This is a genomic window from Sphingopyxis sp. 2PD (assembly GCF_005503695.1).
In the GTDB taxonomy this organism is placed as follows: Bacteria; Pseudomonadota; Alphaproteobacteria; order Sphingomonadales; family Sphingomonadaceae; genus Sphingopyxis.
On record NZ_SCMU01000003.1, the window covers coordinates 39,088 to 64,817 of the forward strand.

The 25,730-nt window shown below is 63.7% G+C and carries 21 protein-coding genes and 3 tRNA genes; 15 read left to right on the plus strand and 9 right to left on the minus strand.

What is annotated here, in order from left to right; all coding sequences use genetic code 11:
* Nucleotides 1-24: 24 nt before the first annotated feature.
* Complete coding sequence (gene tkt, locus FFS18_RS03770) at nt 25-1,992, minus strand: transketolase (protein ID WP_137869827.1); 1,968 nt, start codon at nt 1,990-1,992, stop codon at nt 25-27.
* Between the two features lie 168 nt (nt 1,993-2,160).
* On the opposite strand from tkt, the gene FFS18_RS03775 reads away from it, so the two are divergent.
* The 4 genes from FFS18_RS03775 to FFS18_RS03790 all read left to right on the plus strand — a co-directional run bounded on the left by FFS18_RS03775 (nt 2,161) and on the right by FFS18_RS03790 (nt 3,840).
* Nucleotides 2,161-2,367, plus strand: coding sequence for a hypothetical protein (locus FFS18_RS03775; protein WP_120216121.1), 207 nt, complete (start codon nt 2,161-2,163; stop codon nt 2,365-2,367).
* Entirely contained in the window at nt 2,360-2,800 is a 441-nt protein-coding gene (locus FFS18_RS03780) for a cell division protein ZapA (RefSeq protein ID WP_120216120.1), read from the plus strand. Before FFS18_RS03775 ends, FFS18_RS03780 begins: the two co-directional genes overlap by 8 nt.
* A 219-nt stretch (nt 2,801-3,019) precedes the next feature.
* A complete protein-coding gene (locus FFS18_RS03785) occupies nt 3,020-3,613 on the plus strand; it encodes a 5-formyltetrahydrofolate cyclo-ligase (RefSeq protein WP_137869828.1) in 594 nt (197 codons plus the stop codon).
* The gene (locus FFS18_RS03790) at nt 3,610-3,840 is read left to right on the plus strand and encodes a DUF2842 domain-containing protein (protein ID WP_120216118.1); all 231 of its coding nucleotides are present in this window, start codon (nt 3,610-3,612) and stop codon (nt 3,838-3,840) included. The genes FFS18_RS03785 and FFS18_RS03790 overlap by 4 nt, the downstream gene beginning before the upstream one ends.
* Before the next feature lie 78 nt (nt 3,841-3,918).
* Here the strand turns inward: FFS18_RS03790 and FFS18_RS03795 are convergent.
* Nucleotides 3,919-3,995 (minus strand) — tRNA-Asp (locus FFS18_RS03795).
* Nucleotides 3,996-4,038: 43 nt separating this feature from the next.
* On the minus strand, nt 4,039-5,235 hold the full coding sequence (locus FFS18_RS03800; protein ID WP_120216117.1) for an AI-2E family transporter: 1,197 nt from the start codon (nt 5,233-5,235) through the stop codon (nt 4,039-4,041).
* Nucleotides 5,236-5,433: 198 nt separating this feature from the next.
* Between FFS18_RS03800 and FFS18_RS03805 the strand changes: the two genes are divergently transcribed.
* The 4 genes from FFS18_RS03805 to FFS18_RS03820 all read left to right on the plus strand — a co-directional run bounded on the left by FFS18_RS03805 (nt 5,434) and on the right by FFS18_RS03820 (nt 13,282).
* Entirely contained in the window at nt 5,434-6,435 is a 1,002-nt protein-coding gene (locus FFS18_RS03805; protein ID WP_137869829.1) for a DUF11 domain-containing protein, read from the plus strand.
* Between the two features lie 11 nt (nt 6,436-6,446).
* A complete protein-coding gene (locus FFS18_RS03810) occupies nt 6,447-6,911 on the plus strand; it encodes a hypothetical protein (protein ID WP_249340284.1) in 465 nt (154 codons plus the stop codon).
* A 73-nt stretch (nt 6,912-6,984) separates the two neighbouring features.
* A complete protein-coding gene (locus FFS18_RS03815) occupies nt 6,985-8,061 on the plus strand; it encodes a DUF11 domain-containing protein (protein ID WP_137869831.1) in 1,077 nt (358 codons plus the stop codon).
* Nucleotides 8,062-8,128: 67 nt separating this feature from the next.
* The gene (locus FFS18_RS03820) at nt 8,129-13,282 is read left to right on the plus strand and encodes a DUF11 domain-containing protein (RefSeq protein ID WP_137869832.1); all 5,154 of its coding nucleotides are present in this window, start codon (nt 8,129-8,131) and stop codon (nt 13,280-13,282) included.
* 108 nt (nt 13,283-13,390) lie between these two features.
* Here FFS18_RS03820 and FFS18_RS03825 read toward each other — a convergent pair whose 3' ends face one another.
* The 4 genes from FFS18_RS03825 to thyA form a co-directional block, all read right to left on the minus strand.
* Entirely contained in the window at nt 13,391-14,689 is a 1,299-nt protein-coding gene (locus FFS18_RS03825; RefSeq protein WP_120216112.1) for a dihydrolipoamide acetyltransferase family protein, read from the minus strand.
* A gap of 5 nt (nt 14,690-14,694) precedes the next feature.
* The gene (locus FFS18_RS03830) at nt 14,695-15,699 is read right to left on the minus strand and encodes an alpha-ketoacid dehydrogenase subunit beta (RefSeq protein ID WP_137870054.1); all 1,005 of its coding nucleotides are present in this window, start codon (nt 15,697-15,699) and stop codon (nt 14,695-14,697) included.
* A gap of 32 nt (nt 15,700-15,731) precedes the next feature.
* Complete coding sequence (locus tag FFS18_RS03835; RefSeq protein ID WP_137869833.1) at nt 15,732-17,027, minus strand: thiamine pyrophosphate-dependent enzyme; 1,296 nt, start codon at nt 17,025-17,027, stop codon at nt 15,732-15,734.
* A gap of 93 nt (nt 17,028-17,120) precedes the next feature.
* Nucleotides 17,121-18,056 (minus strand): thymidylate synthase, encoded by a 936-nt coding sequence (gene thyA, locus FFS18_RS03840; RefSeq protein ID WP_283214395.1) that lies wholly within the window; start codon nt 18,054-18,056, stop codon nt 17,121-17,123.
* A 141-nt stretch (nt 18,057-18,197) separates the two neighbouring features.
* Between thyA and FFS18_RS03845 the strand changes: the two genes are divergently transcribed.
* Complete coding sequence (locus FFS18_RS03845; RefSeq protein ID WP_171005222.1) at nt 18,198-18,626, plus strand: JAB domain-containing protein; 429 nt, start codon at nt 18,198-18,200, stop codon at nt 18,624-18,626.
* Nucleotides 18,627-18,733: 107 nt separating this feature from the next.
* A tRNA-Pro gene (locus FFS18_RS03850) sits at nt 18,734-18,810 on the plus strand.
* Between the two features lie 182 nt (nt 18,811-18,992).
* On the opposite strand, the gene FFS18_RS03855 is transcribed toward FFS18_RS03850, so the two are convergent.
* The gene (locus FFS18_RS03855; RefSeq protein WP_249340285.1) at nt 18,993-19,868 is read right to left on the minus strand and encodes an N-formylglutamate amidohydrolase; all 876 of its coding nucleotides are present in this window, start codon (nt 19,866-19,868) and stop codon (nt 18,993-18,995) included.
* 143 nt (nt 19,869-20,011) lie between these two features.
* Here FFS18_RS03855 and cpdR point away from each other — a divergent pair, with 143 nt between their 5' ends.
* Together cpdR and FFS18_RS03865 are read left to right on the plus strand one after the other, a co-directional pair.
* Nucleotides 20,012-20,389 carry a cell cycle two-component system response regulator CpdR gene (cpdR, locus tag FFS18_RS03860; RefSeq protein ID WP_137869835.1) on the plus strand — a complete coding sequence of 126 codons (378 nt, stop codon included), beginning with the start codon at nt 20,012-20,014 and terminating at the stop codon, nt 20,387-20,389.
* Between the two features lie 70 nt (nt 20,390-20,459).
* A tRNA-Val gene (locus FFS18_RS03865) sits at nt 20,460-20,534 on the plus strand.
* Nucleotides 20,535-20,683: 149 nt separating this feature from the next.
* On the opposite strand, the gene FFS18_RS03870 is transcribed toward FFS18_RS03865, so the two are convergent.
* A complete protein-coding gene (locus tag FFS18_RS03870) occupies nt 20,684-21,469 on the minus strand; it encodes an SDR family oxidoreductase (RefSeq protein WP_137869836.1) in 786 nt (261 codons plus the stop codon).
* A 95-nt stretch (nt 21,470-21,564) separates the two neighbouring features.
* Between FFS18_RS03870 and FFS18_RS03875 the strand changes: the two genes are divergently transcribed.
* The 3 genes from FFS18_RS03875 (at nt 21,565) to FFS18_RS03885 (ending at nt 25,639) form a co-directional block, all read left to right on the plus strand.
* Nucleotides 21,565-22,434, plus strand: coding sequence for an alpha/beta fold hydrolase (locus tag FFS18_RS03875; RefSeq protein WP_137869837.1), 870 nt, complete (start codon nt 21,565-21,567; stop codon nt 22,432-22,434).
* A 20-nt stretch (nt 22,435-22,454) separates the two neighbouring features.
* Nucleotides 22,455-23,201, plus strand: coding sequence for an energy transducer TonB (locus FFS18_RS03880; RefSeq protein WP_249340286.1), 747 nt, complete (start codon nt 22,455-22,457; stop codon nt 23,199-23,201).
* A 200-nt stretch (nt 23,202-23,401) separates the two neighbouring features.
* Nucleotides 23,402-25,639, plus strand: a complete 2,238-nt coding sequence (locus FFS18_RS03885) for a TonB-dependent receptor (protein ID WP_249340287.1) — start codon at nt 23,402-23,404, stop codon at nt 25,637-25,639.
* Nucleotides 25,640-25,730 lie beyond the last annotated feature (91 nt).

Genomic DNA, 25,730 nt, shown 5'->3' on the forward strand with positions numbered 1-25,730 from the left:
TTTCTGCGAATGGAAGCCCGGTCGTTAGGCGCCGAGCTTTGCCAGTATCTGGGGGGTGATCGCATCGGCGGTCAGGCCGAAATGCTTGTACAGGTCGTCGATCGGTGCCGAGGCACCGAAGCTGTCGATACCAAAGCGGAGGCCGTCGCGGCCGGTGTAGCGTTCCCAGCCAAAGGTCGCGCCCGCCTCGATCGAGACGATCAGCGCGTCGCGCGGCAGGATCGCATCCTGATAGGCGCCGTCCTGTTCGTCGAACAATTCGGTCGAGACCATCGAGACGACGTCGGTGCCATGGCCCGCGGCCTCGAGCTTGTCCGCGATCTCGGCCGCAAGCGAGACTTCGGAGCCGGTCGCGACGAGGACGACCTTGCGGTCGGCGCTGGCTTCGCGCAGGCGGTAACCACCTTTCGCACAAAGATTTTCCGTGACGTCATGACGCAGCGGCGGGAGGTTCTGACGCGTCAGCGCGAGCAACGACGGGCGGCTTTCCTGCGCCAGCGCCAGCGCCCAGCACTCGGCGGTCTCGACCGCATCGGCGGGGCGCATCACGAGCAGGTTGGGCATCGCACGCAAAGACTGCAAATGCTCGATCGGCTGGTGCGTCGGACCGTCTTCGCCGAGCCCGATGCTGTCGTGGGTCATCACATAGACCACGCGCTGCTGCTGGAGCGCCGACAGCCGGATCGCGGCGCGGCAATAATCGGCAAACACAAGGAAGGTGCCGCCGTAAGGAACAATGCCGCCGTGCAAAGCCATGCCGTTCATCGCCGCGGCCATGCCGAACTCGCGGATACCATAATAGATATAGCGGCCCGAATAATCGTCCTTGGTCAACGGCTTGGTTGACGATGTTTTGGTGTTGTTGGAACCCGTCAAATCGGCACTGCCACCGACGAGCGCCGCAATGTCGGCGGTCAGCGCGCCCAACGTGTTCTCCGATGCCTTGCGCGTCGCAACCTTCGGCGGATCAGCGACAAGACCATCGAGATAGGCTTTGAACGCATCGCCCGGCACGATCTTTCCACTCAAGCGCTCAGAAAATTCCGTATTTTTATCGCTATTTGCAAGGCGATCATTCCATCCGGAATGAAGAATCTTGCCCTTCTCGCCAAAGGCCGCCCACGCCGCCGCTATGTCGGCCGGAACGTCGAAAGGTTCGGCGGTCCAGCCGAGTTCGCTGCGCGCCGCGGCAATCTCGTCGGCACCCAGCGGCGCACCGTGCGTTGCCGACGTGCCTTGCTTGTTCGGCGCACCGAAGCCGATGATCGTCCGGCACGCGATCAGCGACGGCCGCGGATCGGCGAGCGCCGCATCGATCGCGCGGCGAATGTCGGCGGGATCATGCCCGTCGCAGCTTTCGACATGCCAGCCGGTCGCCGTATAGCGCGCCGCAATATCCTCGCTCGTCGACAGATCGGTCGCCCCGTCGATCGTGATCTTGTTGTCATCCCACAGCACGGTCATCCGACCGAGTTGCAAATGACCTGCCAAACCAATGGCTTCGTGATTGATGCCTTCCATCAGGCAGCCGTCACCCGCGATCACCCAGGTACGGTGGTCGACCAAATCGTCACCATAGAGGCTGTTGAGGTGGCGCTCGGCGATCGCCATGCCAACCGCGGTGGCGAGCCCCTGTCCGAGCGGCCCGGTCGTCGTTTCGACGCCTTCGAGCTCGAAATTCTCCGGATGTCCCGCGCACGGGCTGTGCAGCTGGCGGAAATTGCGGATGTCGTCGATCGTCGGCCGCGCATAGCCCGCGAGATGCAGCGTCGCATAGGCGAGCATCGAACCATGCCCCGCCGACAGCACGAATCGGTCGCGATCGGCCCATTTGGGGTCGCTTGGATCGAATTTCAGATAGTCCGAAAAGAGCACCGTCGCGACGTCGGCCATGCCCATCGGCATCCCCGGATGGCCGCTGTTTGCGGCCTGAACGGCGTCCATCGCAAGCGCGCGGATGGCATTGGCGAGCTGACGTTCGGGCAGTGTCATTTGTCCCTCGGAAATGGCTGGGCAGGCGCCGGACGCTACGGCCCGACTGGATGCGCACAGCCCTTTGCGGCGGCGGGGTCAGGAGTCAACCGCTGCGAACGGAAAATCGGCGCATTTTGGACCGACAGGGCAATTGCACCCCCCTGCCCGCGCTGCTACCCATCGCGCATGGAACTCGACCTCGACGAATCCAGCCTGGCCATCGGCCGCATCGAACGCGCGCTCAGTCGCATTGAAAAGGCGTTGGCCAATCCGCCAAAGCAGCCGCCATCCGCTTCAGCGGCCCCGGCAGCCGACCAGTCGGCGCTCCGGGCCGAAGTCGCCGCGGTGATCGGCGAACTCGACCGATTGATAGCGGAGGCCGACCGTGGCTGATGTCAAGCTGATGATCGCCGGACGTCCCTACGACGTTCATTGTGCCGACGGAGAGGAAGCGCAGCTGCTCCAGCTCGCCGCGGTCGTCGACGAAAAGGCTCGCGGAATTCAGGGCGGTACCGAAGTTCGTCAGCTGCTGTTCGCCGCGCTGATGCTCGCCGACGATGCCCAGGAAGCCAGGGGCAAGGCCGACAAGGCCGAGCCGCAGTCCGATTCGCTGCGCGCGGCGGTCGCGCTGGCCGAAAGCCGCGAAGCTGCGGCGCGCGATGAACTGCGCGCTGCGGTGACGCGCGAACAGGCGGCGCTGAAAGAACTCGAAGCGTTGCGCTCGGCCCCGGCGGCGGCGTCCGCGAAGCCGGCCCATGATCGCGCCCTGCTGCAGATCGCCGATCGGATCGAGGCCTTGGCGACGAAAGTCGAGCAAATCTCTTGAGCGCAGGCGCCCGCACCCCTACATAAGGGACGGCGGGTACTGCCCGGCACGAGCTTTTGCGAAAATCCCTGAGGCGATACATCATCCTAGGGGGCTGTCCCTGCCCGGACCCTGGTCCGACGTACATGGTCCCCACCTGACGTTACTGGCGTCAGAGGATCTTCCAGCAAACGACCTCGGCGGTCCCGCCAACCGATCGACCAGGTTTCACAGGAGGCGATGACCGACTTGTCCGCCGATCTGGTCCTTCAAAAGCAGAAATTGCGAGAAAAGCTGCGGTTTCGCCGCAAGCATTTCGCCGCGAATCTCGACGGGATGGCGCAGTTTGCGGCGTTTCGCGCGCTACCCGCATCGCTTTCGGACCTGCTCGCCCGCCATGCCATTGTTGGCGCCTATGCCGCGTGGGGCGACGAACCCGACATCCTGCCGATGTTCGGCGAGCTCGCGACGGCAGGCGCGCTCGCGCTGCCGCACCACGCCGCGCGCGTCGACACGATGGATTTTCGGCGCTGGCAGCCCGATGAAGCGCTGGAAAAGGGCCCGTGGGGAACTCGGCAGCCCGCCGATGATGCGCCGCGGGTGGCGCCCGACCTCATTTTTTGCCCGCTGGTCGGTTTCGACCGCCAAGGCGGCCGCATCGGCCAGGGCGGCGGTCATTATGATCGCTATTTCGCCGCGCATCCCGACGTGCTGCGGATCGGTATCGGCTGGTCGGTGCAGGAAATCGACGCTACGCCGCGCGAATCGACCGACGTCGCGCTCGACGCGATATTGACCGAACAGGAATTCATCCTTTGCGGAGATCGTTTGTGAGTGAGGATCCGGCCAACCCCCAACCAAGCTGGCGCAAGCCCGCGGGCATGTTCCTGATCCTCGCGCTGATCGGCGGGTGGACCGCGATCGTCGTCAGCCTGTCGCCATGGATCGGCGCCTGGCCGGTGCTGGTTCAGGCGATTTTCTATCTGGTCGCGGGGATCGTGTGGATCCTGCCGCTCAAGCCGCTGCTGCGATGGATGGAATTGGGGAGATGGCGCGACTGACAGCCGCGCCATTTCCAGATTTCCGGTGATGGAATAGTTCCAAGCTGCGGTGGCCATTCCGTCCCGAAAGACAAGGAATGGCGCGAGTGACGGGGCTCGAACCCGCGACCTCCGGCGTGACAGGCCGGCACTCTAACCAACTGAGCTACACCCGCGTGCGCTTGGGAGCCGCGCCAATATGGCGCTCGCCCCGACCTGTCAACCGTCCCTTTCGGATTGGCTTCGATTTAATCGATCGCGCATCTCGTCGACCGTCGTCAACGTGCCGCGTTCGAACAGGAATCCCGCTAGATCGGGCGTCCCGGTCGATTGCAACACCGTTTGCAAAATCAGCAGCAGCGGCACCGCGAGCAGCGCTCCCGGCGCGCCCCATACCCAGCCCCAGAAGCTGAGCGATACCAGAATCAGCAAGGGATTGATTGTCAGCCGCTTGCCGAGCACCAATGGCGTGATCAGATTCGCCTCCACGGTGTGGACACCGATGAACAACAGCGCGGGCAGCAACGCCAGTCCGACTGCATCAAAGGTCATCAACCCGCCAAGGCCCAGCAGGATCGCCGCCACAATCGGGCCGACATAGGGCACGAAATTGCATAGCGAGACGATGCCGCCCCACATAAAGGGCGAAGGCATGCCAAGCGCCCACAACAGCAGCGCGACCGACAGTCCCAGGATTGCGTTGATCAAGGTGATCGTGGCGAGATAATCGGCGGTCGCGTCGACGACATTCTGGATCACCCGCGCCGTCTGCATCGCGCCATCGAAGCTGCCACGGCGCCGGATCGTGCCTTTGCGCAGGCGCGTCCATCCCGACAGAAAGAAAAAGATGACCAGCACGGCAAAGAACAGCTGGATCGCCGCCGACGGCGCCGCCGAGATGAAATAGTCGACGACCGACGTTGGCGCCGTCGCCGCCACTGCCTGCGCCGTCGCCTCGCTCCCGCTCGCCATCGACAACAATGTGCGGTCGACAAACCTTTGCAGCGTCGAATAAAAATCGATCAGCGGCGCCAGGTTGCTCTGGATCCGCGGGATCGAATCGGGCAGCCGCGCAAACCAGCCCGTCGCGGGGACGACGATGATCGCGAGCGCGGCATTGATCAGCATCAGAAATCCGGTGAGCGAAAGAAACGCCGCCAGCGCCGACGGAACGCCACGCCGCTCGAGCCATTCGAGCAGCGGCACCAGCGCGATCGCGATCACGATCGCAGCGGTCAGTGGCAGAAAAAACTCTGCGCCGTGCTGCAGGGCAAAGGGCAACCCCAGACAGAAGCTCGCGCCAAAGATCAGCGTAAGCGCCGCGAGCAGTCTATCGCGGCGAAAATCATCGACCTCGATTTGATGGAGAGGGTTCGAACGCGGGCGCGCGTCTCTGCTCCCCCGATCGTCCGCCACCCCATGCCTCCTTGCGTTAACCGCCTCTTCTTACGCGTGCTTTGCATTTTGCGCCAGCCGCCCCGTTTTGCGACGAATCGCGTCGGGCACCTGTCTCCTTCTGGGGCAGAACGCGTCTTTCTCGCTGCTTTTTAACCGTAAATTACCCTTTTTCGTCGACTGAGGGCTCCAAGGACCAACCACTTCGGAGTCAAAGTGATGATGAAAGCGCCTGTGGGGGGCGCGAAGCATCAGCTTCTACCCTCTTGTTCAGCCATCGCCCTGCTGGCCGCGCTCGCGCTGCCGATGCAGGCGCAAGCCGCCGGAACGCGTGCCGGCTCGACGATCAGCAACACCGCCTCGGCCAGCTTTGACACAGGCGGCGGTTCGACGACGATCAATTCGAACCAGGTCGACCTGCTCGTCGACGAATTGCTCGACGTCACCGTCGATTCGAGCAACCCGGCGGATGTACCGACCACCCCGGGCGCGACCGGACAGGTCCTGACCTTTTCGGTCACCAATAACGGCAATGGCGTCGAAAACTTCGTGCTGAGCACGATCGCCAACGCTGGCGGGGACAATTACGACCCGGTCGTCACTCAAATCTACATCGACAATGGCGACGGCGTGTTCGACGCAGGCACCGACACGCTTTACACGCCGGGTGCCAACGATCCTGAGCTCGATCCTGACGAAAGCGTGACGGTGTTTGTCGTCGCGACGACGCCGGGAACCGTCGTCGACGGCAACCGCGGGATCGTCAGCCTGGTTGCGACCGCGGTAACCGGCACCGGCGATCCGGGCGACAGCTTTGCCGGCATGGGCGAAGGCGGCGGCGACGCCGTCGTCGGCTCGACCGGCGCCGATGGCACAGACGCGGGCGCATTCATTGTGTCTGCGGCGACCGTTACGCTGGTGAAATCGGCCGTCGTGACCAACACGCTCGGCACCGCCGACCCGATTCCCGGCGCCACCATCACCTACACGATCGTTGCGACCGTCGCGGGCAGCGGCTCGGTCAGCGGGCTGGCGATCACCGACAATATCCCCGCTGACACCAGCTATGTCGCGGGCTCGATCACGCTTGGCGGCGTCGCGCAGTCCGACGCGGTCGATGCCGACGCGGGCGACTATAATGGCACGCGGATCAACGTCGCGCTCGGCACGGTTGCCGGGGGCCAGACCCGCACCGTCACCTTCCGTACAACGATCGATTGATGGAGATGCGCATGCGCACCGCCCTTTTCCTGCTTTTTGCGGCGCTTTTGCCGGGTCAGGCGCTCGCCGCCAACCAGGTGGCGCTCGCCAACGACGTGTTTGTCGAGCGCGTCAGTACCGACGCGCAGGGCAAGCAACGGATCTTGCTCGAAGAACCAAAGGTCGTCGTTCCCGGCGATCGGCTGGTCTTCGTGCTGAATTATCGCAACGCGGGCGCTCAGCCCGCCGACAAATTTGTCATCACCAACCCCCTGCCCGCGGCCGTTCGCTTTGCCGATGCGGGCGATACCAGGCCGCTCGTCTCGATCGATGGCGGTCGTGACTGGGGACAGCTCGATCAACTCACGGTGACGATGGCCGACGGCACCCGCCGCGCCGCGCAGCCGGACGATGTCACGCACATCCGCTGGGCCTTTCAAAAGCCGATCCCGGCGGGTGCCAGCGGCAAGCTGATGTTTCGAGGAGTCGTAAAATAGTGAATTAAAATAACCGCTTAATGATTGCCAGCGGTGGGGAAACGGCAATCGACCAAAGCCAAGGAGCTCAGCTATGACCAGCAAGCTGAACACCGTGGGCATCATCGGTCTGGCGGCGATTTCAAGTCTCGCCGCCACCCCGGCACTTGCTGCCGGGACGACCGCGGGTACCACGATCACGAATACCGCCACCGTCGACTATCAGGTCGGTGGCGTTGCGCAGGGCCAGCAGTCGGCGTCGAACAATTTCACCGTCGACCGCAAGATCAACCTGCTCGTCGAAGAAGTCGGCACGGTCACGACCAACGTCGTGCCGGGGCAGACGAACGCCGTCACGACGTTCCAGCTGACCAACAGCTCGAACGAAACGCTCGATTTCGCGCTCGTCGCGTCGCAGATCGTCGGCGGCACGGCGGCGCACGGTGGGACCGACACCTTCAACGCCACCAACGTACGGATTTACCGCGATAATACGGTAACCGGTACGGTTGGCAGCTGGGACGTGGGCGATACCCTGCTCACCGGTTTCGTCGATGAACTGGTCGTCGATACCGCGATCCGCCTGTTCGTCGTCGCCGACATTCCGGCGGGGCTCGCCAATAACGCCGTCGCCGGCGTTACCTTGCGCGCCACCGCTCGCGAAGGCGGTACCGCGAGCACCCAGGGCGCTGCGATTACCGAAACGACCGGAGCCAACACGGCGGGCAAGGACACGGTCTTCGCCGACATCGCGGGCGTGACCGGCGACGCCGCGCGCGATGGTTCGCACAGCGACAATGACGACTATACGGTGCAAACGGCGACGCTAGCCGTCGCCAAGAGCAGCCGTGTGATTTCGGATCCGTTCAACGGCACGACAAATCCGAAGCTGATCCCGGGTGCAGTTGTCGAATATTGCATCGCCGTCGCCAATACAGGCGCCGCGGCTGCGAGCTCGGTGGTGATCAACGATGCCGTGCCGGGCCAGCTGACCTACATTCCGAGTTCGATCCTGCTCGGCGGCACCTACACCGGTACCGTACCCAGCGGCACGTGCGATTTCAACGGAACGGCGGGCGGCAGTTACACCGCGCCCAACGTGTCGGGCACGATTGCATCGATCGCAGCGGGCGCCACGAGCACGCTCGTCTTCCGCGCGACGGTCAACTGATCGGAGAACCGATAGAGCAGCGGGTGCGGCCCAAAAACCGTCTCCCGCTGCTCCATTCGGGGCTATCATGGCGCTCGGAACCAAATATTTCGGCCTTGTGACCTCCCTGGTCGCGGCAGCCCTGCTGCCTGCGGTTCCCCGGGCAGAAGCGCAGGTGATCACGAACACCGCTTCGGCGCAGTGGACGCATGACGGGAATCCCGGTCAGGCGCTGTCGAACCGCGTCGATGTCACCGTGGCGCCGCGGCCCCCCGAACGGCCGACGATTACCACGTACCGCCTGACCAATGGCGGCGGCAACAAATCGGTGCCGCTCGCGCCGACCCAGTGCAGCCGTGCAGGCGGCCCCATCGCCAACGCCTTGGGCAGCGGCATCGCGAACGGCAGCACCAGTCTGGGCAGCACGAGTAGCACGATCCCGCTCAGCGGGGTTTATGAGGGCATTGCGACCGCCCCTGCGTCGCTGCAAAGTACCGACAATTTCCGCGCCGGCGAAATGCTCGTCGTCGGGGTCACGCTCGCATCGGCCAATGCCGATCCGCAGGCGCGTGACACGCTCGACGTCGTGCTCGAGCTTGAAAATGGCGACCGTGAGCAGATTACGCTGACGGAAACGGCCAACAACAGCGGTGAATTCGTTGGGTTTATTAACACTATCGGCGTCCCACCCGCCGTCGCGCCGGGCGACTGCCGCCTGTCGGTCAATCCGGGCGCAGCGCTGTCGCTGCGCGTCACCGACCAGGCGAACGCCAGTCTGGTCGCGCTGGCGACGATCAACTTCCTCGTCGATCCCTTCGGCATCGTGTTCGATAGCGGTGACGGCGCGCCCGTTCCGGGCAGCCGCGTCACCATCGTCGACGCCGCGACGGGTCAGCCCGCGCAGGTTTTCGGCGACGACGGGGTCTCGAGCTATCCCTCCAGCGTCGTCACCGGCCAGAGTGTCACCGATTCGGGCGGCACGACCTATAATTTCCCGCCGGGCGACTATCGTTTCCCGTTCGTAGCGCCGGGAAGCTATCGCCTGATCGTCCAGCCGCCGTCGCCGTTCACCGCGCCGTCGACCTCGAATCCTGCCGATCTGGCGGGATTTCGCCGTCCCGACGACGGCCTGCCATTCGAAATCAGCGGCGCCAGCTATGGCAATCCCTTCACGCTGAACAGCCCTGCCCCGGTGCGCGTCGATATTCCGGTCGATCAGCCCGGCCTGCCGATGGTGCTGCGCAAGACGACCTCGACGCAGGTCGCGGTGCCCGGCGACGTGATCCAGTACCGCATCGAAGTCGCGAACCGCGACGCGCGGCGGAACACCGGCGCCGTGACGGTGAGCGACGTCCTGCCACCCGGCATGCGCCTGCGCGCCGATACCGTGCGTATCGACGGCGTGCGGGCGACCGCCAATGTCGCCGCCAACGGCCGCGAATTCAGCGTGGTGGTGCCCAGCATCGGCGCATCGCGGACCGTTTTGCTGACCTATCTGGCCGAAGTCATCGTTTCGGCGCAGCCTGGCAACGCGCTCAACCGCGCCTCGGCCATCGATAACCGCGGTGCAGCGAGCAACATTGCCGAGGCGACGATCTCGATCAAACGCGACCAGCTTGGCGACCGGATGACGATCATCGGGCGCATCACCGACGGCGGTTGCACGGTCGATCCGCGCAAGGCCGACGGCATCGCAGGCGTCCGCGTGATGCTCCAGGACGGCAGCTACACCGTCACCGACGAAGATGGCCGCTATCACTTCGAAGGCGTACGCCCCGGCCTCCACGTCGTCCAGATCGATCCGTCGACGCTGCCGCTCGATCGCAGCGCAATCGATTGCGCCCGATCGACGCAAAGCGCGGGCAGTGCCATCTCGCGCTTTGTCGAAGGCCGCGGCGGAGCGCTCAAGCGCGCCGATTTCCGCGCCGTCGCCAGCGCGCCGCGGGCAGCGGCTAAAACCGCGGCCGTTGCCGCGCCGGTGGTCCTCAGCGACCCCGAGGCCGCCGGGGCCGGTCGCGACTGGCTCGCTGGACAAACCCCCGGCATTGCGTGGCTGTTTCCCGCCACCGATCACAATCCGCGCTCAAAGGCGATCCGCGCCGCGATCAAGCACGCGCCGGGTCAGACGGTCACGCTGCGCGTCAATGGCAAGGCCGCCGATCCTTTGGCCTTTGAAGGCACCAGCAAGTCCGCCGACGGCAGCGTCGCGGTCAGCCTGTGGCGCGGGCTCGAAATTCGCGAGGGCGAAAACCGCCTGATCGCCGAGGTCAAGGATGTGAACGGCGTTATCATCGAGACACTGGAGCGCGATGTTCACTATTCGATCACGCCGATGCGGGCCAGTCTGGTACGCGAACGCTCGGTGCTGGTCGCCGACGGCGTTACGCGCCCTGTGATCGCGGTGCGGCTGACCGATCGCGACGGCAAGCCCGTGCGCGCCGGGCTGACGGGCGATTTCAGCGTCCCTGCCCCCTATTATCCGGCGGTCGAGGCCGATGCGCAGCAGGCGCGCCAGCTCGCCGGGCTCGAGCGCGCCCAGCCGCTTTGGAAGATCGATGGCGATGACGGCATCGCCTACATCGAACTCGAACCAACGACCGCGTCGGGCACGCTGGCGATGGATTTCATCTTCCGCGACGACAAGGTGGTGCGCAAGCAGACGATCGAAACCTGGCTCGATCCGGGCGATCGCCCGTGGACCGTCGTCGGCTTTGCCGCCGGGACGCTCGGCTACAACACGCTCGACGATCGCATGGAACCGGTTGCGGAAACGCTCGACGATCTGAACGCCGATGCGCGCCTCGCGCTCTATGCCAAGGGCCGCGTGCGCGGCAAATGGCTGATGACGCTGGCCTACGACAGCGACAAGGAGCAGGATGACGCCCGCTTCGGCGGCGTGATCGATCCGCGCGCCTATTACACCATCTATGCCGATCGCAACGAGACGCGTTACGATGCGGCGTCGGTGCGCAAGCTCTACCTCCGCCTGGAGCGCCCGCAATTCTATGCGATGTTCGGCGATATCGAGACCGGCATTTCGGAGCCCGAGCTCGCACGGTACCAGCGCGCGCTCAACGGCGGCAAAGCCGAATATCGGGGCCGCAATTTCGCCGCGACCGCGTTCGTCGCCGATACCCCCTATCGGTTCCGCCGCGACGAAATCCAGGGCAACGGCCTGACCGGGCCGTATCAGCTCGGCGCGCGCGATATCCTGCCCAACAGCGAACGCATCGTCATTGAAACGCGCGATCGCCTGCGCAGCGAGCGCATTGTTGACAGTGTCAGCATGACGCGCCACGTCGATTATGACATCGACTATCTGTCCGGCACGATCCGCTTCCGCAGCCCGGTGCTCAGCCGCTCGTCGGATCTCGATCCGCAGTTCATCGTCGCCGAATATGAGGTCGATGGCGTCGGACAGCGCGTGCTCAACGCCGGAGGGCGCGTCAGCTACCAGTCGAATGACGAAAAACTGCGGGTCGGCGCGACCTTCATCCATGACGAAGACGGCAACGCCAAGACCAACCTCGGCGGCGTGGACGCGCGCTATCGGCCGAATATCGACACCGAAGTTCGCGCCGAACTGGCGGTCAGCGATGCCAAGTCGGCTAATGGCGGCAATGCCGCGGTCGGCACCGCCAAGGCATGGCTGATCGAAGCCGAACATCACAGCAGCAACGCAGACTTCCTCGCCTACGTCCGCGAGCGCGAGAGCGGCTTTGGCGCGGGCCAGCTCAACCGCGGCGAGAATGGCACGCGCAAATTCGGGGTCGATGCCCGGCTGCGCGCCGCTCGCACCCTGTCGCTGACCGCCAGCGCTTGGCAGGAAGACTATCTGGATACCGGCGCCCGTCGCCGCGCCGCGCGGGCGCTGGCCGAATATGACAATGGCACGACGGTGGCGCGTGCCGGATTGACCCACGCCGACGACCGGCTGTCGGACGGTACGCGCAACCGTTCGAACATCGTCCAGTTCGGCGCGACGCAGCGGCTGTTCGAAAAACGCCTCGAACTCGACGCGCAGACCGAATTTGCGCTGGGCGGCAAGGATGCGAGCATCGATTTCCCGACCCGCCACCGTCTCGGTGCGCGCTTTGCGATCCATCGCGACGCTAATCTGGTCGGCAGCTATGAAATCGCCGACGGCGATACCATCAAGGCGCGCACCGCGCGGCTCGGGTTCGACCTGGCCCCCTGGTCGGGCGCGCGCTTGCTCGCCACCGCGAACCAGCAAGAGATCGGCGAATATGGTCCGCGCAGCTTTGCCGCCTATGGCCTGTCGCAGTCGCTGAAGCTCGGCGAGCGCTGGTCGGTCGATGTGTCGGTCGACGGCAATCGCACCCTTGGCGGGATCCGAGCGAGCGATGTTATCAATGTTAACCAGCCGGTGGCTTCGGGCGGATTCCTTGGTGACAACGGGACGCTGACCGAGGATTTCCTCGCGATCAGCACCGGCGCGACCTATCGCGCCGATCGCTGGACCTTGACCGGGCGCGCCGAATATCGCGACGGTGAAATCGCCAATCGCTACGGGCTGACGGTGGGCGGTCTCCGCCAGCTCGGCGAAGGCCGCGCGCTCGGCGCGCTGTTCACCTACGCCAAAGCCAGCGGCAGCGGCACGATCCCGACGACCGAGGTCATCAATTTCGAGATGAGCTGGGCGCACCGCCCGGCGAATTCCGCCATTTCGTGGCTCAACAAGAGCGAGTTCCGTTCGGACAAGGTTCGCGACGCCATCGCAGGCCAGCCCGGCCCGATCGGCGGCGGCGCGCTGACGATCGACGGCGATGCGACCAGCCGCCGCCTGCTCAACAGCCTGTCGGTCAACTGGACGCCGCTAGGCGACCGCGAAAGCCGCGGTGACGCGGGTCGTATGTGGTATGAACGCGGCGAATTCGGTTTCTTCTGGGGGACGCGCTATAATTTCGACAAGTTCGGCGCTGATGACGTCAAGGGTTGGTCGAACCTGATCGGCGCCGATTTCCGCTTCAACCTCGGCGAGCATGTCGACGTCGGCGCGTCGGGAACCGTGCGCGTCGGCACCGATGCTGACACTGTTAACTGGGCGGGCGGGCCGACCGTGACGCTGGCGCCGATGAAGAATGCGAACATCACCTTCGGCTATAATTTCGCGGGTTTCCACGACCGCGATTTCGAAGACGCGCGCTATTCGCGCTCGGGCGCCTATGTGACGTTCAAGCTGAAGTTTGACCAGACAAGCTTTGCCGGGCTGGGGCTCTAAACCTACACCCACCCCGTTCGTGTCGAGCGAAGTCGAGACACGTGAAGGCATATACGACCTCGACGTGTCTCGACTACGCTGGACACAAACGGATGTTGGTTAGGCTTATCAGTCCGCGAACAGCAGAACCGGCGTCTCAACCAGCTTTTTCAGCGCCTGGACATAGCTCGCGGCATCCCAGCCATCGACGACCCGGTGGTCGCAGCTGATCGACAGGTTCATCAGCTTGGCGCGGCGAATGTCGTCGCCGTCGAAAACCGGGCGTTCGACAATCTTGTTCGGGCCGATAATCGCGACCTCGGGCCGGTTGATCACTGGCGTCGTCGCAATACCGCCGAGCGGGCCGAGCGAAGTGATCGTCAGCGTCGATCCCGACAGTTCGTCAACCTTCGCCTTTCCGGTCCGCGCAGCCTCAGCCAATCGGCTGATTTCGCTCGCCAGTTGCCAGACATTCTTGTCCTGCGCGTCGCGGATCACGGGGACCATCAGTCCCGCATCGGTCTGCGTCGCCATGCCCAGATGCACCGCGCCGTAGCGCGTCACGACGCCCGCTTCATCGTCATAGCGCGCGTTGATCATCGGAAACTGCGGAATCGTGCGGCAAATCGCTACAATTAGGAAAGGTAACATCGTCAACTTTGGCCGCTGACCGCGATTGGCGTTCAAATCGGCGCGCATTTCTTCCAGCGCGGTGACGTCCATTTCCTCGACATAGGTGAAATGCGGGATCGCGCGTTTCGACGCTGCCATGTTCTCGGCAATCTTGCGGCGCATGCCGATCACCTTGATCGGCTCGTCGGCGCGCGCGCGGCTGGCACCGGGACTGTGATAGCCTTGCCCGCCGCTATAGCGCAGAAATGCGTCGAGATCGGCATGGCGGATGCGGTCGCCGTCGCACTGCACCTGCCCCAGATCGATCCCCAAATCCTTCGCGCGAGCGCGAACGGCGGGGGATGCAAGGACTTTGGCGTCGTGGTGGACAGCGACAGCCGGGGCCGCCGGAGCGGCTGACGTTTCGGAAGGCTTTTCGGCTGGTTTCGGCGCCTCAGCGGCCGATGTTAACTCTGTTACCTTGGGTTCAGGCTCGGAATCCGACCCCGGAGTTTCGGCTTCGATCTGCACTTCGACCGCGGTGTCCACCGGCGGCGCATCAATCTCACCTTCGCCATCAGTTTCGATCACCGCCAGCGTCGATCCGATCGCAATCAGGTCGCCGACCTCGCCGGCCAGCTCGACGACGATCCCCGAGACCGGCGATTCCATCTCGACGGTCGCCTTGTCGGTCATCATGTCGGCCAGCTGCGCGTCTTCCTCAACGCGTTCGCCTACACGCACGTGCCAGGCGACGATTTCGGCCTCGGCGATACCTTCGCCAATGTCGGGCAGACGGAATGAATAGCGGGCCATTGGCGTCAGTCCTTCAAAATCTTGGTCAGCGCGGTCGCGATGCGGACCGGACCGGGGAAATACGCCCATTCCAGGCTGTGCGGATAGGGGGTGTCAAAGCCGGTGACGCGCTCGACCGGCGCTTCGAGGTGGTAAAAGCAGCGTTCCTGTACCAGCGCGGCCAGTTCGGCGCCAAAACCCGAGGTGCGCGTCGCTTCGTGGATCACCAGACAGCGCCCGGTCTTCTTCACCGATGCCTCGATCGCGTCGATATCGAGCGGAAGAAGCGTCCTAAGATCAATGATTTCTGCATCGACCTTCAATTCTTCCACAATAGTTTTCACGACGTGGACCATGGTACCATAGGCGAGCACGGTCAGCGCCTCGCCCTCGCGCACCGTCGCGGCCTTCCCAAGCTCGATCCGATAATGCCCCTCGGGCACCGCGCTCGCCGCGTGTTTGGACCATGGCTCGACCGGGCGGTCATAATAGCCGCTGAACGGACCGTTATAGATGCGCTTGGGTTCGAGGAAGACGACCGGATCATTGTCCTCGATCGCCGCGATCAACAGGCCTTTTGCGTCGTAAGGATTGGAGGGGATCACAGTTTTCACGCCGCAAATATGCGTCATGATCGATTCGGGCGACTGGCTGTGCGTCTGGCCGCCGAAAATGCCGCCGCCGAACGGCGTCCGAACCGTCATCGGACAGATGAAATCAGCCGCGGAGCGATAGCGCAGCCGCGCCGCTTCGCTGACCAGCTGGTCGAGCCCGGGGTATATGTAGTCGGCGAACTGGATTTCGGGGACCGGACGCAGGCCATAGGCGCCCATGCCGACCGCGACCCCGATAATCCCGCATTCGTTGATCGGCGTATCGAAAACGCGCGTTTTCCCGTGTTTTTTCTGCAATCCAGCAGTCGCGCGGAACACGCCGCCGAAAAAGCCGACGTCCTCGCCCATCACCACGACATTGCTGTCGCGTTCGAGCATCACGTCCATCGCGCTGTTGATCGCCTCGATCATGTTCATGGTCTTGGTCGCAGTCATCGTGTCGGCGCTCATCATTCGGGCTTCCAGTCGGGGCCGAACTTCGCTTCCTGTTCGGCGAGCATCTGCGCGCATTGTTCCTTGAGGTGCCAGGGCATGTCTTCGAACACGTCCTGGAACATCGTCTCGAACGGCTGGTGCATGCCGTGCCCCAAAATACCGAGCTTTTCTGATTGCTTCTGCGTCGTCTTTACCAAATTTTCCAGCTCGGCGCGCTGCGCTTCGTGCCGTTCGCCATCCCATTCGCCGAGCGTTTCGAGATGCTGGCGCAACCGCGCGATCGGATCGCCAAACGGCCAGGCCGAGGCTTCGTCGGCGGGGCGATAGGCGCTCGGGTCGTCCGACGTGCTATGCCCTTCGCTGCGATAGGTGAAATGCTCGATCAGTGTCGGCCCGCTATTCGTCCGGGCGCGATCCGCGGCCCATTGCGTCGCGGCATAGACCGCAAGCGGGTCATTGCCATCGACCCGCAGCCCGGCAATCCCGTAACCCACGGCGCGCGCTGCAAAGGTCGTGCGCTCGCCGCCGGCAAAGCCCGAAAAGCTGGAGATCGCCCACTGGTTGTTGACGACATTAAAAATGACCGGCGCGTTATAGACCGTCGCAAAGGTCAATGCCGAGTGGAAGTCGCCCTCGGCCGACGACCCCTCGCCGCACCACACCGTCGCGATGCGGCTGTCGCCCTTGGAAGCCGACGCCATCGCCCAGCCCGCCGCCTGCGGATATTGCGTCGCGAGGTTACCCGATACGCTGAAGAACCCATGCTTGGGGGCCGAATACATGATCGGCAGCTGGCGCCCGAGCAGATGATCGCCGCGATTCGAATAAATCTGGTTCATCATCTGGATCAGCGGATAGTCACGCGCGATCAAAATGCCTTGCTGGCGATAGCTCGGGAAGCACATGTCGCCGCGATCGAGCGCCATGGTCGAGGCGACCGATGTCGCCTCTTCGCCGGTGCATTTCATGTAGAAGCTGGTCTTGCCCTGCCGCTGGGCGCGGAACATGCGGTCGTCGAAGGCGCGCACGAGCATCATGTAGCGCAGCATCGTGCGCAGCCGCTCGGGGCTCAGCTTCGGATCCCACTGGCCTTTGGCCTGTCCGTCGAAATCGAGCACGCGAACCAAGCCGTAGCAGAGCTCGCGCATCGCATCGGGTTTGGTCGCCTCGGACGGCCGCGGCGTCGCATCGACCGCGGGCACGACAATATCGCCAAAGTCAGGCGTGTCGCCCGGGCGATAGCGCGGTTCGGGGATATGAAGCGACAGCGGCGGCAGGTTACTCGCCGGGCGTCGATCCGTTTCGGGCATATCGTCTTCCCATTGCGGCGCGAATCAGCGCCTAGTTATATTTCAGCGTGGCGACATATTATTTCGATCGCCATGCGAATGCAACGCTAGCGATCAAACCGCGACCGGTGCCGAAATATGCGCCTGCGGTGTATAAGCTTCGACCGCGAAGTCATCGAAATTATAGTCAAAAATGCTGTCAGCACGGCGCAAGATAAGAAGTTTTGGCGCGCCCGCCGGTATGCGCCCCATTTGCTGTTCCACCAGTTCGGCGTGGTTGAGATAGAGATGGACATCACCCCCCGTCCACACCAGCTCATGCGCGTGCAGGCCGCACTGGTCAGCGACCATGCGCGTCAGCAGCGCGGCCTCGAATATATTGAACGCAAAACCCAGCCCCAGATCGCACGAACGCTGGAACAACAGGCACGACAGCCCGCCGTCGCTGCGCACGTGGAACTGATAGGTCATATGGCACGGCGGCAGCGCCATGCGGCCGAGATCGGCGACGTTCCAGCCCGTAAAGATGTGGCGCCGCGATCCCGGATTGGTCTTCAAACCCTCGATCAGCGCCGCAATCTGGTTGTGTCCCTGATCGGCCCGCCGAAACAGCCCGTCGCCCGCGGGTTCATAGCGCGGCCAGTTGACCCATTGGTGGCCGTAGACGGGTCCAAGGTCGCCCCATTGCGCCGCAAACGCGTCATCGGCGATAATCCGCGCCTCGAAATCCTCGGCACTGATCGCCTCGTCCTTCGCTTGGCGATATTTTTCGAGCGGCCAGTCGGTCCAGATCTTCACCCCTTGTGACACGAGCGAGCGGATATTGGTATCGCCGGTCAGGAACCACAACAGCTCGCGCAGCGCCGTTTTCCAATAAACACGCTTGGTCGTCAGCAAGGGAATTGCGTCGTCCTTCAGCGAGAATCGCATCGTTTCGCCGAACAGCGACCGCGTGCCGACCCCGGTGCGATCGACCCGCTCGTCGCCCTCGACCCAGATCCGGCGCATCAGATCGAGATATTGCAGTTCATAGTGGACGGACTCAGACAAGACTCGCTCCCGTTTTGGTCGCTCTTTGCTAGGCCGCGCGCGCCATGCGGACAAGGGCACAACGGGGACGCGCGCAGAAAGGGTCCAATGCGGCGCAGTCGTCGATTGGCGAGCCCGCACGCGACGCGCATGGCATATTCCATGACCCTGCTCGCCCCCATCGACCCGCCCGCCGGTCCCCCGGAAATGGGGGGCTATGTCGATTGCGATGCCGAAGACGACATCGCGCGGCATCTTTTGCGTCCGCATTTCGTTGCTGATCGCGAAACGCTGCTGTTGGCGGGGTTTGACGCGTTTGACCGGCTCGTCCGCGTCGAACGCACCGGTGGCGACGACGCCAGCCGCTGCATCATCCCCCCGCGCTGCTGGCGCGGCCTGACCGGCAGCGGGGTCGTCGCGGTCATCATGGCGCACAACCACCCTTCGGGCGATCCCCGCCCGAGCGCCGCCGACACGCGGACGACACAGGAAACGGCGCATTTTCTGCGCACGATGGACATCGAGCTGGTCGATCATCTGATATTCGTCGCAGACGGGCATTTCAGTTTTCGAAATGCCGAAATGCTCTAGTTGCGGCAATCCAGATCAATGTGCCGATTGGCGCTTGAAGTTCGCCGATTGCGCGTCTAGAGGACCGCCCTGCCTTCGCGGCGACCCCGGTCGGCGCGCAGATCGGTCGGGGAGTAGCTCAGCCTGGTAGAGCACTGTCTTCGGGAGGCAGGGGCCGGAGGTTCGAATCCTCTCTCCCCGACCAATTTCTTCGCATATTGCAGATTCTGCACCGTCGCTTCTTGTAAGTCGGCGCACAACACCCTAGATTTGTTCTACGCCGCCGTGGTTTTCCCCCTTTCCACCGCGGCCAGCGTCCCGCCAGCTTTGGCGTGGCGCGTCCTCCCTGGACCCTGGCCACCTCGTACTTCGGTACGGGGTGGTTTTTTATTCGGCGGCCTGAATATTGGCGTCGGGCATCGTACGTGCGCGCGCTGCCGCGCGCACCAAGTCAGCAAACCATTGCGCCATTGTCGCAATTCGCGGGGTATCGGGCCCGCGGTCGGGCGTCAGATAAAGGCGCCGGTCGATCTCGATCTGCACCGCGTGAATCGCTTGTCCCGGATTGCCATGCGTGCGGATGATATGCCCGCCCGCATAGGGCTGGTTGCGCGACACCGGCTCGTCCAGGCGTTCGGCTGCCTCCAGCACCAGGTCAACCAGCCACCCCGCCGACGTCACCCCGAAATGATCACCGACGACGATCCGCGCGCCATGACCCGGTTGGCCAATCGGAATTGACGGCATCGAGTGCAGATCGAGCAGGATGGCGTAGCCAAACCGCTCACGCGCCGCCGCCAAAGCCGCCGCGAGTGCTGCATGATAGGGTCGGTGAAAGGAATCGAGCCGCCATTTCAGCGCCGCCTGATCGATCGGCAGTTTCCAGAGCGGCCCGCAATCGGCCAGCCGGGTCGGGACGACGCCAAGGCCGGCGCGCTCCTTGCGCCCCGGGGCCGAAAATTGCGCGCGCAGCGGCATCGCGACTTCGCCCGGCGCCATCTGTCCCTCGCCGCGATTGCAGTCGGCGACGGCGCGCGCCCACAGACCCTGGACGATAGTCGCACCGGCATCGACGGCGCCGCGGGCGATCAAATCGCACCAACTATCTTCCAGTCGCTCCAGATCGCCCTTCCCGACCCGCGCCGCTGCCAGGATCTCGAGGGGATAGATCCGTCCCGCGTGCGGCACCGACACCACCACCGGACCGATGGCCGGAGGGCGGTCGACGGCAATGGCGGTCGACGGGGGAACGCGGGAGAGCATGGACCATGGGTGGCAAAAAAAGCGCGACGAATCCAGCACCGCCAAGTCAATTTGTTAAATCTCTGCCGCTATGGCAGACGTGGAATTAAGGATAGGGTCGACCGGAACCGGCCGTATCGAGCGACCAGGGGACAGATTTTCATATGATTCGTATTCTTCTGGCCGAGGATGATGACGTGATGCGCGAATATCTTGCGCGGGCGCTGACCAGCGCCGGCTATCACGTCACCGCCGTCGATCGCGGCACCGCCGCGGTTCCCTACATCGATTCGGGAACCTTCGACCTGCTGCTGTCCGACATCGTCATGCCCGAAATGGATGGAATCGAGCTTGCGCAGCATACCGCCAAGGTCGCGCCGCAAACGCAGGTGATGTTCATCACCGGCTTTGCCGCCGTGTCGCTGCGCGCCGAAGAAAATGTGCCGCAGGCCAAACTCTTGTCAAAGCCGTTTCACCTCAAGGATCTCGTGCGCGAGGTCGACAATCTGTTCGGCCGCGCTGGCCGGTCGAGCCAACAATAACGACATCATCCGCCGCGAAGGGGTTGCCAAGCGTGGCCGGGGATATTAGGGGGCCGTCACCCCAAGGGATGGGCGTGTAGCTCAGTGGTAGAGCACTGTGTTGACATCGCAGGGGTCGCAAGTTCAATCCTTGCCACGCCCACCATTAAAAACGCCGCCACCCAGCCGGGTTGGCGGCGTTTTTGCTTTCGGCGTCAGCGGTATCAATAACCGTAGCCCTGAGCTTGTCGAAAGGCGCTTATCCGGGAAGCGCCCGTCGACAGGCTCAGGGCTACGGTGCTGGCCCGCCTAGCCTTACGCCATCCCCTTCGCCAGATCGCCGCGCGACGCGTCACCGACCTGACTGCCGCCGTCGCAGTCGAGGATCGTGCCGGTGATATAGCCCGCGGCAGGCGAACAGAGGAACACAGCCGATTCGGCGACCTCCTCGATCTTGCCCCAGCGCTTCATCGCGATGCGGTCGAAATGCGACTGGCGCGTCGCGGCATCGGGCGCGAGCCGCTTCATACCTTCGGTATCGGCAATCGGCCCCGGCGAAATGCCATTCACCCGCACCTCCGGCCCCCATTCAAGCGCGAGGACGCGAATCAGCTGGTTAATGCCGGCCTTGGCCGCGCAGGCGTGGGCTTGCAGCGCCGAGGCGTTGACCGCCTGCCCCGCGGTGATCGCGATCAGCGACGCGCCGGGGCGATTGAGCAAATCGTGACAGCCGCGAAAGACGTTGAAGGTGCCGTTGAGGTCGATATCGACGACGGTACGAAACGCATTCGCCGACATACCGAGCGCCGGGGCGAGGAAATTGCCCGCCGCCCCCGAAATCACGATGTCCATTGGTCCCAACTGGTCGGCCACCTGCTCCATCGCGCCGCGAATCGCCGCATAATCGCGAACATCGGCCGACAGTCCGATCGCGCCAATCTCCGCCGCTGCGCGCGCCGCCTTGTCCGGGTCGCGCCCCGCGACCGCAACCTTGGCGCCCAGCTCAGCGAAACGCTTGGCAATCCCCAGATTGATACCGCTCGTCCCACCGGCAACGAACGCCGTTTTGCCCGCCAGCAAATTTTCGCGGAATGTCGTCATGCTGCTCTCCCTTGATCCGTCGCGGTAACGATCCGGGGTTGACGGATCGGAACCAGTCGCCTTTTGAAACTGGATCAGACAGCAAGGACGAACCGATGGCAAGTGCCGGCCCCACCTCGAACAGCTTCATTTCGCAGCGACTGAAGCTCCACTATGTCGATTGGGGCAATCGCGGTGCGCCGCCGTTGCTGCTCGTCCACGGCGGCCGCGACCATTGCCGCAACTGGGACTGGGTCGCCGACAAGCTGCGTGACCGTTATCACATCATCGCGCCGGACCTGCGCGGGCATGGCGACAGCGCCTGGTCGCCCGACGGCAATTACGCGATGGACGGCTTTGTCTATGATCTGGCGCAGCTGATCCACCAGCTCGATCTGGGACCGGTCAGCATCGTCGCGCATTCGATGGGAGGCAATATCGCGCTCCGCTACACCGGCCTTTATCCCGAAAATGTGAGCAAGCTGGTGGCGATCGAGGGGCTTGGCCCCTCCCCCAAGATCATCGCCGAGCGCGCCGCAAAACCCTATGCCGAGCGCTTTCGCAAATGGATCGACGACAAGCGGCAGGCCGCCGGGCGCACCCCGCGCCGCTATGCAACGCTCGACGACGCGCTGGCGCGGATGATGAGCGAGAACGCCTATCTGACCGAAGCGCAGGCGCGCCACCTGACCATCCACGGCATCAGCCGCAACGAGGACGGCAGCTGGAGCTGGAAGTTCGACAATTACCTGAATGTCTGGCCCGCCTTCGATATGCCGCAGGACGACATTGCCGCGCTATGGGGTGCGATCACCTGTCCCACCCTGCTGCTCTATGGCGCCAACAGCTGGGCATCGAACCCCGAGCGCGATGGGCGCCTAGCCGCGTTCAACAGCGCGAAGGTGATCGAGTTCGAGAACGCCGGCCACTGGCTGCACCACGACCAGTTCGACCGGTTCATGTCCACGCTAGACGATTTCCTGTAAACCCGGCCCATTGGCGCGCGATGGCGCGCATTTTGGGGCAGAAGATGGCCTATAGCGGGCAGGTTTCGAGACGGCAGCGGATGGTGGCGGGCGGCGGCGCCTTGCTGGCGGCAGTTGCGGTCGGATTCGGCCTCGCCAGCGGGCTCGACCTCGACGTCGTTCGCAAGGCCAGCAAGGCAATCGCCGCGCTTGCCATCGCGGCGCCGCCGCCGACCGAGCCGGTCGCCCCCCAAAATTCGCCCAGCGACATCGCCAGCGGCAAGGCATCGGCAGCCAATCGACACGCCAAAGCGGCCCCCGTTATCGCGTCTAAACCCAAACTGCCGCCGATCACGCCTCCGGTTGCCGCCGCGCCGCACCCCGGCACGGGAAGCGATGCATCTGCGGGCGCGACACCGAACCCCGGCACCGGATCGGGCGCGGGTGGGCGCGGTGATGGAACGGGCGCAGGCGGGTCGGGCAACGGCACCGGTGGCGGCACCAAGGCGGTATGGCAGAGCGGCACGATCCGCGACCGCGACTATCCGCGTAGCGCGAGCCGCGCGCGCGTCGGCGGCGACGTCGAGGTTCGCTTCACGATCCAGCCGTCGGGCCGCGTCACCGGCTGCCTCGTGACGCGATCGAGCGGCGACGCCGCGCTCGACCAGACCACCTGCCGTCTGATCGAAGACCGTTTTCGCTTCAAACCCGCCACCAACGCGGCGGGCGACGCCGTCGCGAGCACCTATGGCTGGCGGCAAAGCTGGTGGCTAGAACCGCGTCGTTAGGCGACCTGATCGCAGCACCACCCTCATCCTCGCGACAATTTGCGAGAAAGATGCGAATAATTCGCAATATAAATTGACTCTGCGATCGATTCGCAATAGCGGCCCCTCCGAACACCAGCAGGGGTAATATTGTGAAGAAATCGACGTCCGCCACCTTCCTCGCCATGTCGTGCGTGGGAAGTCTGATCAGCGCCCCAGCCATGGCCGCCGAAGCTGGAGCCGATGCCGCTGCGGAACAGCAAGCGGAGCGCGACCGCCGCGAAGAACGCGAGCAGATCATCGTTACCGGTCAGCAATATCAGACCCAGCAGGAATCGCCGAAATCGACGCGATCGGTCCGCGACACGCCGCAAACCGTGACGGTGATCACCGGCGAAACGATCGAACAGCAGAACCTCCTGACGCTGCGCGACATGCTGTCGACGGTTCCCGGCATTACCTTCGGCGCAGCCGAAGGCGGCTCGCCCCCGGCGGATTCGATAACGCTGCGCGGCTATTCGGCGGGGTCGGACATCACGCAGGACGGGGTGCGCGACAGCGGTGCGTACAACCGGTCGGACAATTTCAACCTCGAACAGCTGGAAATCGTCAACGGCGCCAATTCGGTCTATGGCGGATCGGGGTCGGTTGGCGGCTCGATCAACCTCGTCACCAAGCGTCCGCTCGCGGAAACCCGGGTCATCGCGACGGCGGGTATCGGCACCGACGATTATTATCGCGGTTCGATCGACGCCAACATCCGCGCTAATGACCTGATCGCCTTCCGCCTGAACGCGATGATCCATCAAAACGACGTTCCAGGCCGCGACGTCGAATATTATGAGCGCTGGGGTGTGGCACCCTCGATCACCCTTGGGGTCGGCGGCGCGACCAGCCTGACGCTGCAATATCTGCATCAGGAGGACGAGAATATCCCGCAATATGGCGTGCCCTATTACGCGGTCGCCGGGGGCGTCCTACCCGGTGTCGATCGCAGCGACTATTTCGGGTACCGCAACGTCGATACGCAAGACATTAAGGTCGATCAGGCCACGCTGACCTTTGAACATCAGCTGAGCGACCAGGTATCGCTCCGCAATCTGTCACGTTGGCAACAGGTATCGCAGCTGACGATCGTCGGCCCGCCGCAGGGCACCTATTGCCTGGCCAACAGCCAACTTCCCACGGGGGCGGCGTGCCCGGCGACGGTCCCCGCAGGCTATTACCTGATCGGCGGCCCGCGCGGTAACACCCGCGATTCGAACAATGAAATCATGTATAATCAGCTTGATCTGCGCGCCGTGTTCAACACCGGTTCGGTTGAACACACGCTGGTCGCTGGCGCGTCGGCAAGCTGGGAAAAATATCTGCTGTCGACGGGCAATGTGTACCGCAACGCCAATGGCACCCCGGCCTTTGCCACTTTCCCGCTCATCAACATCGCCAACCCGAACGAAATCGTTCAGGGACCGCCTGGCTTTGTCTATGGCAGCAACGTCTATACCGGTCCGGTGAGTTATTTTGAAAGCGGTCGCCAGCGCGGCGAGATCGACAATTATGCGGTCTATCTGTTCGACGCGATGAAGATCGGGAAGTTCGAGATCAACGGCGGCGTCCGCTGGGAAAAGAACAGCGGAAATTACCGTACCGACACGGTAACGACGGCAGGCGTGGTGACGCCCGGGACGATATTCCGCAACGATGCCGACCTGTTTTCCTATCGCTTCGGGCTGGTTTACAAGCCGGTCGAAGCCGTGACGCTCTATGCGGCATATGGCAATTCGAGAACGCCTTCGATCAGCGCGGTCAACGGCGCCTGCACGGCGTTGACCTGCAACGTCGATCCCGAAAGCGCGCGTAACTACGAAATCGGCGCCAAGGCCGAAGTCGCAGGTGGCAAACTGCTCCTTGCCGCGTCGGCATTCCGCAACGAACGCAACCAGTACAAGGTGCCGTCGAACGATCCGACGATCCCCGACCAGGTGCTCGACGGCAAATCGCGTGTCGATGGCGTCGCGCTCAGCGTCGTCGGCAAGATCACCCCGCAATGGTCGGTGACGGCGAACTACACCTATCTGGACAGCACGCTGATCCAGTCGGTCGCTGATGGCCTGCCCGACCCGGCAGCGGGCGCAGAGCTTCAGAACACGCCGAAGCATTCGGGCAGCCTGTTCACGACGTACGAGCTGCCATTTGGCCTGACGCTTGGATACAGCATGACCTATCAGGGCAGCTTCGCATTGAACCTGCCCACCGCGGCAAGCCCGACAATTTTCCGCTCGGACGATTATCTCGTCCACAGCGCCTACGTCGCCTACAATGTCACCGACAAGCTAAAGGCCCAGCTCAATGTGAAGAATTTCACCGACGAGCTCTACTTCACCCGCGTCCGCAACAATGGCTGGGCCACCCCGGGCGATGCGCGCGCGGCGATCTTCTCGCTGACATACACGCATTGACCTGCATGGCGGGGACGGCGGCGTCGCTGCCGCCCCGCCATTGCTTCGCGCCCGAACCTATGGCAGCCCGTCGCGGTATCGCCGAAGAGAC